General features: G+C 40.2%; 10 protein-coding genes. 4 read left to right on the forward strand and 6 right to left on the reverse strand.

Annotated elements, in window-relative coordinates; translation table 11 throughout:
- Positions 1–21: 21 nt before the first annotated feature.
- Positions 22–327, reverse strand: coding sequence for a hypothetical protein (locus B3H30_RS05580; RefSeq protein WP_075993880.1), 306 nt, complete (start codon positions 325–327; stop codon positions 22–24).
- Positions 328–549: 222 nt separating this feature from the next.
- On the opposite strand from B3H30_RS05580, the gene B3H30_RS05585 reads away from it, so the two are divergent.
- The 3 genes from B3H30_RS05585 (at position 550) to B3H30_RS05595 (ending at position 3350) form a co-directional block, all read left to right on the forward strand.
- On the forward strand, positions 550–1422 hold the full coding sequence (locus B3H30_RS05585) for an AraC family transcriptional regulator (protein ID WP_286710396.1): 873 nt from the start codon (positions 550–552) through the stop codon (positions 1420–1422).
- A 134-nt stretch (positions 1423–1556) separates the two neighbouring features.
- Positions 1557–1889: a hypothetical protein gene (locus B3H30_RS05590; protein ID WP_153845189.1), complete on the forward strand. Its 333-nt coding sequence runs from the start codon at positions 1557–1559 to the stop codon at positions 1887–1889.
- Between the two features lie 495 nt (positions 1890–2384).
- Positions 2385–3350, forward strand: coding sequence for a DKNYY domain-containing protein (locus B3H30_RS05595; protein WP_286833584.1), 966 nt, complete (start codon positions 2385–2387; stop codon positions 3348–3350).
- Between the two features lies 1 nt (position 3351).
- On the opposite strand, the gene B3H30_RS05600 is transcribed toward B3H30_RS05595, so the two are convergent.
- Together B3H30_RS05600 and B3H30_RS05605 are read right to left on the reverse strand one after the other, a co-directional pair.
- Positions 3352–4446 (reverse strand): hypothetical protein, encoded by a 1095-nt coding sequence (locus B3H30_RS05600; protein WP_286710398.1) that lies wholly within the window; start codon positions 4444–4446, stop codon positions 3352–3354.
- Between the two features lie 15 nt (positions 4447–4461).
- Entirely contained in the window at positions 4462–5274 is an 813-nt protein-coding gene (locus tag B3H30_RS05605; RefSeq protein WP_286710399.1) for a hypothetical protein, read from the reverse strand.
- Between the two features lie 2805 nt (positions 5275–8079).
- On the opposite strand from B3H30_RS05605, the gene B3H30_RS05610 reads away from it, so the two are divergent.
- The gene (locus tag B3H30_RS05610; RefSeq protein WP_286710400.1) at positions 8080–8580 is read left to right on the forward strand and encodes a helix-turn-helix domain-containing protein; all 501 of its coding nucleotides are present in this window, start codon (positions 8080–8082) and stop codon (positions 8578–8580) included.
- Positions 8581–9027: 447 nt separating this feature from the next.
- Here B3H30_RS05610 and B3H30_RS05615 read toward each other — a convergent pair whose 3' ends face one another.
- The 3 genes from B3H30_RS05615 to B3H30_RS05625 are packed head-to-tail and all read right to left on the reverse strand — an operon-like array spanning position 9028 to position 12874.
- Positions 9028–10491: a polysaccharide lyase 6 family protein gene (locus tag B3H30_RS05615; RefSeq protein WP_286710401.1), complete on the reverse strand. Its 1464-nt coding sequence runs from the start codon at positions 10489–10491 to the stop codon at positions 9028–9030.
- Positions 10492–10519: 28 nt separating this feature from the next.
- Positions 10520–11287, reverse strand: a complete 768-nt coding sequence (locus B3H30_RS05620; RefSeq protein WP_286710402.1) for a hypothetical protein — start codon at positions 11285–11287, stop codon at positions 10520–10522.
- Between the two features lie 24 nt (positions 11288–11311).
- A complete protein-coding gene (locus B3H30_RS05625) occupies positions 11312–12874 on the reverse strand; it encodes a RagB/SusD family nutrient uptake outer membrane protein (protein WP_286710403.1) in 1563 nt (520 codons plus the stop codon).
- Between the last annotated feature and the right edge of the window lie 49 nt (positions 12875–12923).

Raw genomic sequence — 12923 nt, forward strand, 5'->3', positions numbered from 1 at the left:
GCAAAAAAAGGTAGGCCTAGCCTACCCTTTTGTCAATGAGTGATGATATTTTAACGTATGATTGAGTGAATGTGCGGTCTGCCGGGCATCGTCCTGATAGGACGATAAATCTTGGCAGGCTCTGATATCTGCTACATCCACCTTGTTTCTTACTTTGCTGATGACCTGATTTAATTCCGATTTCCAGTTGCCCGGATCGCCAAAATCGTCCACCCAATTTTTGTTGATAAACCTTTTATAGTTCAAAAGCAAAATATACAATTCCTCACCACTACCGGCGCGATTGATTGACGTGCGCCAGTTCTCTAATTTTTCTTTAAAACTCATAACCAGCAATATACAAAAAAAATATTACTTTTTCAAATTAAGGAGCTTATACAACCTTTCATTGACCTGAATATGACATGGCTCGTATTTTTTTGACCGGTAGCCCTTGCATGTCACGGATGGGGCCTCAATTCCCTGTCAAGCAATATTCAGAAAAACTATTATATTTATTCATTGCGATTTTAACGCTTAGGCGTTTCCTATTGGTTTGAAGACACTATTATGCGTTATTTTGATTTTGAAGACAGCAAATACGGCTTTCCCTTAGCGATGGATGCCCATCGGTTCGAGGATAATACCGATCTGATTTTTGAGGCCGGTCCGCACACCATCAACTTTTTTGAGATCATGTTTTTTGAAAAGGGAAACGGAGTGGCATACACCAATGAAAAGCGTATCGAATTATGCCCAGGCACCATCTTATTTGCTTCGCCCAATCAGATTAAGCAATGTGACTTTGATAAAAACGGTGTCAAAGGATTTCATTTAATCTTTAAGCCCGAGTTTTTGGAATCTTTCTTTCAGGATAAAACACTGGTTTACAAACTTCCCTATTTTTACAATTATTCGTTTGCACCTTATATTGTCGCTATGGACGGTGATTTTGGGTTGTTCAAATCTATGCTCTCCGAAATTGTTTTTGAAGTCGGTGCGTTCCGATCCGACAGCCTCAATATGATCCGCGCATTGCTTGCCAGTATTTTACTTCGACTGGACCGGCTATTTCGTGCATTTCATCATATAGCCAGCGAAAGCGCGAACAACAATTTGCTCACTCGATTTAAAATGCTCATGGAAGAGCATGTCAATTCTAACCTGAACTGCAACCAATATGCTAGTTTACTAAAAATACACCGCAATGAGCTGAATCGCAAAATCAAAGCCTACACCGGACATAGTCCAATTACCCTCCTCCAACACCGAAAAATACAAGAAATCAAACAGCGGCTTCTATTGGACGAACAGTCTATCGCCCAAATTGCCTTTGAACTTCATTTCAGCGATCCTAATAATCTTTCCAGATTTTTCAAAAAACTGACGGGTTTATCTCCTTCCGCATACAAGCAGAAAATGCAAAATGATAGTTTTTCATAAACTTGTGATATTTATTCAATGACGCAGCAGGCTACCTTTGCATAGATCGTCATTCCAATCGTGAGGTGAGGATCTCCGTTTTAAGATTCATCAGCTGGATACCTGTATGTTATCGAGCTACACAATGGAAAAATATGCTGAAACTACTGCTACTCTCTTGTTCACTGTATGGGCTATTTACTACTCCACCTTACCGTATTACCGGCCGGTTGGTTGACCATCAGTATAACCCCGTTGGGTATTTTATTATTGAAACCTATGCGTCCAATAAGGAAAGGGAACCCTTGGCTTTATTAGGTCGGGATACCGTTAGAAATAGCAATGGCGAATTTAAAATACAGGTGATAAAAAAGGGCAGCTATCTCCTGCGAATAGCCGTTCCCGATTACACCGATTATTCCCTGTTTACCACGATCCAGGATTCCAGTTACTCCTTTCCCGAAATACACTTACAGCCGACCAAATAAGTGCCATCTATGCAACCTTGTGTTCAGCCTTTCGCTGTTAGGCAGGTTAACTTACCAATCGCCCCTGTTTTTGCGATCGCATTAGCCTTCTCTAGGGTGATTGGTCGTAATCGCGTAAGGTATGCTAGGGGCTTACTAGCCCCCTTGCTTGCTTATTCTTTGCCTATTCTTTGCCGATTGGTTGCTATTTAATTACCATTTTAGCAGAGAAACAGCGAAGAAACACCAAAGAAACGGCAAACGAATAGCAAACCATTCTCGAAGCAGATACGAAGAAGACCCGAAGAATAAGCAAAGAAACGGCAAAGAACCACCAATCAAACAGCAGAGAAACAGCAAAGCATCGGCAAATAAATAGCAAACCGATCTCGGAAAAAGTGCAAGGTAACAGTTCAAAAAAATTTAATTATTGACTAAACTTTACGAGTATTACCGGGTCTCATTAACAAGAGTACAACATGATTATTTGCTTTCAAATTTAACCCGATGCCCTATATGATGACAAAAGTCCCATTTAAAACCATGCTCGTTCTTCTTTTATTGACTAGTGCCACACAGGCTATTTGTGCAAATATTGCGCAAAATAACCATATTGCTCTTTTCCTACAGGACCATCTGGGCGATGGTTACAGCAAAATCGGATCACGCGTTTATTATCGTGGTAAAGAAATTCCGAACGCCAATGCCGGTTCATTTCAATTTTTAGGTTCGGGTTATGCAAAGGATACCTGGAAGGTTTATTTTCGAGGAGCAATAATAACTGATGCAAGTCCATCCACTTTTCAATTCCTGGGAGACGGTTACGCTAGCGATGCCTGGAGGGTTTATTTTTATGGCAAGCCACTGTCAAACGCAACAGCGTCTTCCTTCAAGGTATTGGGAAATGGTTACAGCAAAGACCCCTGGAAAGCTTATTATTTAGGCAAGGAAATTAATGGGGCCAATGCTTCAAGCTTTGAAAATCTCGGCCGGGGTTATGCAAAAGATAATTGGTCGAGCTATTATAGGGGTGAAAAGAATGATAAATTTGCTGGTCCTAACACACAGCCCCTTGGCGGTCAATACGCTAAGGACAATTGGTCTGTTTTTTATAAAAATCAGAAAGTGGAAGAGGCTTCTGCTTCAGCCTTTGCATACCTTGATGATGGCTATGCCAAAGACGCCTGGAATCTTTTTTACCGCGGAGTCAAAGTGGAGGGCGGCAGCCCCAACTCGTTCAAATTAATCGGAAACGGCTATGCGGCAGATCCCTGGGTAGTTTACTATCAAGGGGTAAAAGTTAAGGGTGCCTCGCCATCTACATTTAAAGCGCTTGGAGGAGGTTATGCAAAAGACTCCTGGGCTGTTTACTATCGCGGCCAGGAGTTAAAGGGAGCCGGTGCTAGCACGTTTGAGTACTTAGACAACGGCTATGCACGGGATGCGTATACGAAATTTTATCGGGGCGAAAAATTGGATTAATTCATTCTATAATAATGTTAATACCGACCATTTTGGCCTTGTATTTAATTTTTTCGATAAGTCCATAGTAGCTCCAGTTGCGCAACAGGAATTCATCCCCTTTTGCAATTTCTTCCTTATTGGATTGGTTGACCAATAAGAGCGTACCCGCTTGTGCTTTCACACAAAGTTCTATTAACCGACGGCTATAGAGGTGGAGTTTGGCGTCTACGTAATTTTTCTCCTTTTCGTTGTAGTGTTCCAAGCTTTTCATTTTCCGTTTACGTCCACGTCCACCTTTATCAAATGCGGCGGCTTTTTGTAAACGATGTCGTGCTGCTTGAATGGCCATACGGCGGTAAGTAAACTCTTCCTTGTTGCCGATCTGAAAGGACTCCTTACCGATGGTTACTGCTATAGGGTGTTCGATAGAAAGCGACGCTTCGGCGATAATGTTATCTTTCAATTCTTGGATCTTTTTGGGAAGTTCCAGGGCCAGCAGAAGAAAGATCTTGCCTTTAACAATTTTGATTGCGCTGCTGCAGACTTTGATTTGTCCGACCAATGCACGTTGGAGCAACACCCTTTTATCCGATCGGTCTTTACCGAGGTAGGTCCGAAAAGGTATTTTGAATAGTGTGAATTTAAAATCTCTATTATTCTCATCTTTACTCAAGTTAATTCGTCTACCAGGAAAGGGAATGGGCATATCCTTTTTGTAATTGCGAAGTGATTTTTCACCCTTCCAGTATGAGAGACGATCTGCCTGAAAATATTTGATTAAAGCCGTGTTTATCTGGGATAGAATATCTGTGGGAATTCGTCCCTTAAAATAACTGGACAGCAGGCGATAAGTTGTATTCATCCGTGAAGTATTCAATACACCTTCCGGATCTTTTGCCTGATCGGCCAGTTTGATTTTCACATCTTCTTGCAGATAAATCAGATCTTTCAGATTTTCCTGTACATATTGATGGGTGATGACTATATTGGCACCACGGAAAACAAGATCCTGCCATTCAAAGAGTTGTTTAAAATATTCCGATCGTTTTTCTTTATCGTCACAATCCACAAAAACCTGTATTTTGCGGGTCAATACCATTGTATCAGCTGCCATATCTTTTTATGTTTTTTATGCTGTTTTCTTAGCAGATTTAATTTTTGCATGTGCATTAATAAATAAAGTACGCACCTGTCCCCCATCCAATTGTAAAGCTTCTGAAATCTTGTCAAAGGAATACTGCAATTCATAGCGCATGCGGAAGACCTCAGCTTCTCCTTCGGTCATTTCGCCATTTAATTTAAATTCAACAGGTTTGGCCATGAGCTGCATTTTCTCTTCACTATGAATGATGGAACGCAGGTATTCGATTGTTTTCTCTATTTGTAGGCTAACCTCATAATCAGAGATATTCCCCATATAGTAAGCGATACGTTCATAATTAAAACTATATTTGAGGCACAGGCGAATAAAGAGCTGTTGATCGTTGTTGAGGTTAGGCATAATGGCATTGAGCTGGTCCATTTTCTTTTTCTTCTCCAGTTCCAGTTGCTCGATATAGAGTACATCTTCTTCGTTTTCCTCTTCCAGTTCGTAACCCAGCATAAATTCCTGATAGTCCTCAATGCTGTCGAGGCGGAGTAAGCTTCGGTGAAACCTATTACGCGATTTTTGATAAAAAGCGTGAATGGCGGACTTCACCTGGCCTTTCAGAAAGTCGAATACCTCGGTTTCGGAATGTACATTTTCTCGGAACAGCCAAAGACGGAGAAAAGCCTCTTGGGCGATACTTTCGCCAGTACATTCATCATCGGTAGCACGGCGGGCGCGAAAAAGGAAGTGTTCATAGAATTTTTGGTAGAAAAATTTAAGTCCCTTTTCATGACCATTGTGCAGGTGTTCAATGGCAGTTTTAATGTCCTTGTTTAGTAAAATTGGTTTCATAATTCGTTTTTATGGTTAGCATACGAAAATCACTTACCGCAGCTTCGGCGGAAATTGACGATCTTATGGAAATCGAAGCCGAGTAAGTGTAAATTGTTATTTGGTTATAAAACTTATTGGTATTGAGTGGGCGGTATTGGCGTTACGCGTTCCAGTTGTGTATACCCTATACATTTTGAGATGATCAACATCAAAAGGATAAAACAATCCACTATCGAGCCGTTATGTATACCCTACATTTTAGAATCATCAACATGATAGTTTCCCCAATTACGATTTTTTCGCATTTTGAATATACCCTACATTTTGAGTTTCATAGTGCTTTCCAGTTCGCAAGCGAGTTGTGTATACCCTGCATTTTGAGATCATTAACATCTTATGAAAAAAGGGTATTTAGTGAGTCGCCATTGCGCTCACCCTACGGCACAACAAGATGCCTCAATATATAATTTTGAAAATTTTCTTACTTTTCAAGTACTACGCAACGGAATTAATTACGGTAGCAGCTCATACGCTAATTGCATATAATCAACATCAAATTTCTCACGTTTCACAAACAAGACTCAGTTGTGTATACCCTTTATTTCGATATCATTAACATCCTATCCCGCGGGCGATACACGCATAGGTTGTTGTGTATACGCTCTTTTTTAGATCATCACCATGTGTTTAAAACGAGTCTTCTAGTAGGTATAGTTGTATATACACTACATTTTGGGATCATCAACACCTATCCATATCATAGCGATTCCAAAAATCTTGTTGCATATACCCTATATTTTGACATCATCAACACCAGGTGAAGGTCACGGCATCCAATATCTCTAGTTGCATATACCCTATATTTTGACATCATCAACACCCAAAAAATCCATAGTAAATTTATTGTGGCAGTTGCATATACCCTATATTTTGACATCATCAACACCCTACCCTCTAATATTCCAATAATAATCAAAAACATAGCGTAGGATGTAACCCAAAATTTTCTTAAAAGCGGCATTTAGTGAGTCACCATTACGCTCACCCTACGGCATAACAAGATGCTTTTGAAAATTCTAATATCGCGTAGAAAACAGTAGTAGCCCATGCGCCAGTTCCTTATACCCTGCTTTTTGAGATCATTAACATTCGGCATCAGAAAACACAGACACAAGACTCTGTTGTTTATACCCTACGATATGAGATCATCAAGATTTTGATTAGTTAGAGAAGCTAGAATTCTCTGTTGTGAATACCCTACTTTTTGAGACCAATAATATCTTTTACGCCAAATAATCGCATCTTATTTCTTATACCCTGCATTTCGCTATCATTAGCATCTAGTCAATAGTTATTTAATATGGTTCGCCAGTTGTGTATTCCCTTCATTTCAATATCATTAACATCAACGAGATCCTAGTTCCACGAAGACTGACAATTGTGTATACTCTTCATTTCGATATTTGGTTATGTAAAACGAGTTGTGAATACCCTTGATAATGAGATTATCTACATCAGCTAATCACAAAGGTAAATTATCAATCCCCCACTTTTTAAGGTCATAAATCAACCAATGCTGCATTTACTTAACATTTTTTTAAAAAGGGTATTTAGTGAGTCGCCATTGCGCTCACCCTACGGCATCACAAGATGCCTCAATATATAATTTTAAAATTCTAATATCACGTAAATAAACAGTAGTAGCCCATGCGCTAGTTGCATATATCCCCTACATTCTGAGATCATCATTCTGGTTATGATTGTTAGTATCATCTTCAAATTGTATATACCTTACATTTTGAGATCATCAACAATTTTCACCACTAGCAAAAGCTTCCACCATTGGTTATATATACCTTACTTTTTGAGATCATCAACATCTGGTTTGTTTTTTTGGTTCATTACTCACTGTTGTGTATACCCTACTTTTGAGATCATCAACATCAACTCTTAGTAACTCTAAAAAAATATTAATTGTGTATACGCTATATTCTGAGATAATCAACTTCAAGAAATAAGAAAAGTCCGAAAAGCGCCTGTTGTGTATACCTGACAATTTGAGGTCATTAGCATCATTCTCAATCCTTTTTTCAAAGAACATATGTTGTGTATACCCCAAAATTTGAGATCATCAACATCGCATATCAAGAGGGAAATTAAACTGAACGTTGTGTATACCCCACATTTTGATATTATCGAAATCCCACTTCATAGTATCCCAATAATAATCAAGAACATAACGTAGAATTTTACCCAACATTTTATTAAAAAGGGTATTTAGTGAGTCGCCATTGCGCTCACCCTACGGCATCACAAGATACCTCCTATCCTAATCAAACCGATCAGTAAAACATCTGATCAGCCTATATTTTTATATTCTCCCTTTCAATACCAATAAGTCAAAGAACATCCCTAACGCAAAATAATTACTTTATTTTTGCGCAAAAACAGCTTTTAAATAAACTCAATGAGGAGTCTATTTCAACGATTCAAATAATTTTATTTTTTATTAATCCTATGCTTTGAATGGCAGTTACAAGTCAATAATAGGGGTTATCAACATAGGATGCTAGATACAAGTCTATAAAATAGAAATCAATTTTATTCTGGTGACTTTGCGATATTTTTAATTCTTAATTTTCTCATTCTTTAGATTTTAGTTGTACTTCAACAGATTAACACCTCTTCTCCTGACCTGTTGTTGTAACTTAAGTTTAGTCATCGGCTCTCGTTGAAACAAATATAAAAACAAATATTTATTTGCGCAAATAAATTACAAATATTATTATTCTAAAAATGCGCAAATAAGTTTTCCATTTGTATATGGGATACACCAATGAGAATATACTGGAAGAAGTCGGCGAGCAATTGCGCGTTCAACGTGAAAAAATATACTACACCTTGAAAGATGTAGCCAATATGACCGGATTAACCACCAATACAATCGCGGCCATTGAACGAGGAAAAGGTGCCTCACTGAATAACTTTATCCTGATCTGCCGTGCGTTAAAAATTCAACCGCACACCATATTCAAAAAACCAATAGATTTAACACCGCTCTACAATATTCCCCCGGAGTCAAAACGTCGTATTGAGCTGACGAAAGAACTGGATGATCTTGTTTATAATTCCAATTTTTTCGAAATACCCCGCCGTGTTTCTGAAATAATCCAACAGCTGAATGCCAACAAAGAGCAAAGCAATAAATTTTCTGTTTATCTCAGCAGTTACTGTGCGGAAGGTACGCTGGAATACGAAAAACATGGAAATTATAAAGAATACCGAAAAAAGCATTCTCCAAAACCTGTCAAAAAGTACAAATGAAAATTGCCAAACTTACCACCTGTGAGTGCAAGAACTTTATAACCTTTCCTATCATTAAATAAAACAACGACCTGTCTGGTGATCGGGCCTTGGGTTCTTTTAGTAGAAGTCCCGGTTATTCTTGTTCACACGTGTAACTTTTCCTTTTTTTTCAGAATAATTTTTAGCTGCAGCAAATCAGGATCAGATAGTAGTCAAGTTCTATCTTTTTACAGTGTTTGTTCAGTGCTCGTTCAGTGATTGTTCAGTGCTTGCTCAGTGACGACTGAATAAACACTGACTGATTACTGTCTAAATACTGATTGAAAATTGTTTTTAGGTATAACTTGGTAGCAGTATGTTTCCGTTGATCTCAAAATTATATGCGGTAAATACAAGCATTGTTTACCGCAAAAAAAGCGGGGAATAAACAATTTATTCCCCGCATAAAGTAATATTTAGGGTCTTTTAAGGATTAATAACCAAGCTATTTCCCAGGTCGGTCATAAATACAGGACCTATATTTTGGGCTTTCAGCAGATCGCGGTGTTTTGTATCCAGTTTAGGCGCTCCAGCATCTGCCGCTGCCGCAAAAGGATAATTCCCTACAAAGGCACCCAATACCGGGCTGCTACTCGTTGGCTCATAGATGCCATCTGTTGTTAGCGTATACTGTGGATTAACTCGGGTAAATCCAGCCGGCAGTTGTTGACTTGTCGGCACATCAAAAACGATGTTTCCCTGATACACAAAATTGACCGGTTGATCGGTAAAGGACAACATGGTAGATTGGGCAGATTGTGAAACCACATTATTTGCGATATGCCCATCCGTTGGCGGCAATGTCCGGCTATTGCCACCTTTACCTGAACCTATATCAAATGACTGCTTACACTTGATCATTGTATTGGAAACAACTTTCACGCGTTTTACCTGAAAGTAACCGCTTAAAGGTAAATTTGGTACACCGTCCATAATGGCCAACGCAGCTTTTTGTCCCGTGCCGGCCATATTCTGGAAGTAATTGTTGTAGACAAGATGATCTTCACCGATGATACGAATACCGCCAGCGGCGCTATTGCCATTACCTACAAAATAGTTGCCATAAACGGCTGATCCATTGCCATGCCGCAGACATAAAGTTCCTTGGCTTTCATAGAAATAGTTGTTGCGGATGGTATCGGCTCCCATCTTATTGGATATAATTTCCGTTTCACCGTTACAGCGCTGAAAAATATTATCTTCAATGCTTGTAAGTGCATTTGTCATCGACCAGTCGCTGGTTCCGACACGGATGGTTTCGCCGCCGTTGTTCGGTACCGCAGCACGCTCGCCAAAGAAGTTGTGATCGATCCGGTGTTTCATTGGTTTACTGGTTCCCCATACGACCATGGTCGGTCCCTGATGGGTCTTTCCTTTTAAATAGCAGTGGTCAATGCGATGATAGGAACCATTGATGGAAACCCAACGGTAGTCGGTCGTTGCTGCCGGCGGATTATAGTCCACAATCGACGTATTGGTAAGACGACAGTTTGAAGAGGAAGAAGTAAAATCCACCACATTTTTGCCTGTCGTATACCCATCCTGAAATACGAGTCCATCCACAACTAACCATTGTCCCGTGATACTAACAGAAGAAGTACCTTTCATGATAACAGCCCCCCGCTGCTCTGCCATCAATACAATAGGCTGCTGTTTTGTTCCCTGAGCACTGAAGGTTAGTTCCTGATTGGTCCATTGGCCAGACTTCATAATGACCGTGTCTCCGGGCTGTAAGCTTAGTGCCTGAAGATCCGCTGCCGACTGAATACTGTGGCATTGCACACAGGCAATACTGTTTAAAGTGAGTTTTTCAGCTGGCGATTTCTCACAGCTAGTTCCTACCGCCAATAGCAGCAGAAGTGAAGCAATACCTGAATTCTTTTTGATCATATTTAAATTTGTTTAAAAGGTTCTTTCGTTAAAGTGCTCCTGAAAAAGGATAAACTGTTGTATTGCCCTTGCTTCCAAAGACATGAACCACGCCATTCGTCACAATATACCCCCCGGATCGATTGGTTGTTTTATTGTTAATCTGAATCGGCGCCAAATCACTGTTATTAACCAGACGTAACGCCATCAGCCCTTCTTGATCAAAACCTTTGCCTTCATTCATGTATCCCAATAAAGAACTTTTGCTGGCAACCGTATTGGATGGAAGCATTGTTTTGGCCTTTGTATTTTCAATAGTCAGCCTATCGAAGTTGTAATTCCCTTGCAGCATGAGATAAAGGAAATAGTTACGGACATCATCTTTATTGTATTCTTCCCATTTTGTTGCCGGTCTCGTAATCGGTTTACCTGTTCCATCCACTCCGGTCACAATTGGGAAGTCAAAAAACAGGCCTGCTGTCACCTTCTTCGTTTTAGTATCCCAGCTCTTTATGGCTTCATTATGTAAGAAAATAAAGGTTCGATCGTTTTTTTCAAATTCTTCCAAAGGAATTCCGGCATACTCTAAGCCCTTCCGCATCCATTTAAAAACTGTATCCGTTGGGTTTTCTACCGTCTCATACGATCGGTTCTCCAAAAATTTCCGTGCGCTTAACCCGATATTGGGATCTAAAGTTTTATGTTCGTAGTCGTAATCTTTTTGCAGTTCCAAATCGAAAAGTGAACAACTTGTCATTAATAGACTTGCTACGATGATAGCGCTATAGGTCCATTTGGTCTTAAACATTCTTTTCATGACTCTCTGATTTAAATTCTTCTATTAATCTGTATATCCGGGATTTTGAACCAATGATTTATTGGAGTTTAAAACATTCCGGTGAATAGGCCAATACACTCTGTTTGTTGGATCTAGAAATCCAGGTTTATCTAAATTACCCGCTTCTTCCTGTCTACGTTTCAAGATTGGGTCCATCACTTCTTTCACACGTCCGGTGCGCACCAGATCAAACCACCTTTTACCTTCACCAAAAAGTTCCAGACGACGTTCATCCAAAATCGCCGTTTCCAACTGGTAGCTTGTCGCAATAGATGCATCATTCGCATCATATAGTGACAGGCGAGCACGCTTGCGGACAAAGTTTAAATATTTCAGGGCATTGGTTCGGTCACCGAGGCCATTCAACGCTTCAGCGTATAAGAGATACATGTCACTCAGTCGGTACATGGTCAAATAAACCGGTAGGGTCTGATTTGTCACCGGCCATGGATCCGCTTTGGTTGGGTTGGCATCAGTGGGATACCACTTGATAAAGCGATCTCTTTTGTTGCTTGGCAATCCAAAATAGACATCCAATGTTTGTTGAGGTCTAATATCTGGACTTGGCGAGGTTGTCGTTTGTGGCTGAAACCAGGTTGCCCACACTCCTTCATCGACTATGATCTGCTTATTATTGGGAGACCACGACGTTTGCATACAGGCACAGCCATTTTTTAAATAGTCCCAATGGATACTCCAAATCGTTTCTTTACTGGAAGTTGGATTGACAAAAATAGTCTTCCAGCTTGCGCCATCCTGCAAATTGGTTTCATTGGTTCCGGCATAGCTCACTCCTGTAGGAGACTTTGTCAAAAACAGGCGTGTGATCCATGTTGTTGCATTTTGATAGTCCTTTTTCCACATATACACATCAGACATGATCGCGCATATTCCTGCTCCTCCGATTGTCCATAGGGCGTTTTTCGCATCTTTATCGACCAGAGAATAGGCTTTTTCCAGATCTGGAATAATGACCTCGTTCAATATCTTATCTTTCGGTTCACGTGCGCTGGCAGCGGGCTGCTGTACATCCTCATAAGGTTCAAGCCATATCGGAGCATCGCCCCAAACACGCACGAGATAGAAATAACACATCGCTCGAAGCGCATAACACTGCGCGAGATAATCCTTAAGCATCTCGGGGGTAATACGGCTATCCAATTCCGCTGCCTTTGGAATATACTTGATATTGTTATTGATACGCCCGATGGCGGTATAGAGCCCGCTCCAGTCTGAAAACTGGTTGGTTGGCGTAAGGCTATTTAGTACGATCTCGTCCACATAGTCTTTGGTGTAACTAATTGCGCGGTCAAAATTATCGGCACGATACTCGCCCCAATACAGGTATTTTTCGAGATAATTGTCTTTGTTGTCCTGATAATTCCCCTTACCGACCATTTCGAGCTGAAAGGCGCTATACATGCCGGCTATTGCGGCCTGCACATCGTATAAGTTTTTATAATGCTGGTCCAGCGCAACTTCGGCCAGCGGTTTTTCTTCCAAGAATTTGTTACAGCCTCCCAATGTAGCTGACAGCAGTAACAGTGTTAAGATCTTTGTTTTCATGTCAAAAATATTTTATCTGTCCCATCCTTCGACGGAACTTACCCTAATC

The sequence above is a fragment of the Sphingobacterium sp. UBA7038 genome (genome assembly GCF_002494055.1).
Lineage (GTDB): Bacteria > Bacteroidota > Bacteroidia > Sphingobacteriales > Sphingobacteriaceae > Sphingobacterium > Sphingobacterium multivorum.

Excerpts from the sequence above, each read along its gene's own strand:
- B3H30_RS05625 (WP_286710403.1), bottom strand. The coding sequence starts at position 12,874 with ATGAAAACAAAGATCTTAACACTGTTACTGCTGTCAGCTACATTGGGA.
- B3H30_RS05605 (WP_286710399.1), bottom strand. The coding sequence starts at position 5,274 with ATGAAACCAATTTTACTAAACAAGGACATTAAAACTGCCATTGAACAC.
- B3H30_RS05620 (WP_286710402.1), bottom strand. The coding sequence starts at position 11,287 with ATGAAAAGAATGTTTAAGACCAAATGGACCTATAGCGCTATCATCGTA.
- B3H30_RS05595 (WP_286833584.1), top strand. The coding sequence starts at position 2,385 with ATGATGACAAAAGTCCCATTTAAAACCATGCTCGTTCTTCTTTTATTG.
- B3H30_RS05615 (WP_286710401.1), bottom strand. The coding sequence starts at position 10,491 with ATGATCAAAAAGAATTCAGGTATTGCTTCACTTCTGCTGCTATTGGCG.
- B3H30_RS05600 (WP_286710398.1), bottom strand. The coding sequence starts at position 4,446 with ATGGCAGCTGATACAATGGTATTGACCCGCAAAATACAGGTTTTTGTG.
- B3H30_RS05580 (WP_075993880.1), bottom strand. The coding sequence starts at position 327 with ATGAGTTTTAAAGAAAAATTAGAGAACTGGCGCACGTCAATCAATCGC.
- B3H30_RS05590 (WP_153845189.1), top strand. The coding sequence starts at position 1,557 with ATGCTGAAACTACTGCTACTCTCTTGTTCACTGTATGGGCTATTTACT.
- B3H30_RS05610 (WP_286710400.1), top strand. The coding sequence starts at position 8,080 with ATGGGATACACCAATGAGAATATACTGGAAGAAGTCGGCGAGCAATTG.
- B3H30_RS05585 (WP_286710396.1), top strand. The coding sequence starts at position 550 with ATGCGTTATTTTGATTTTGAAGACAGCAAATACGGCTTTCCCTTAGCG.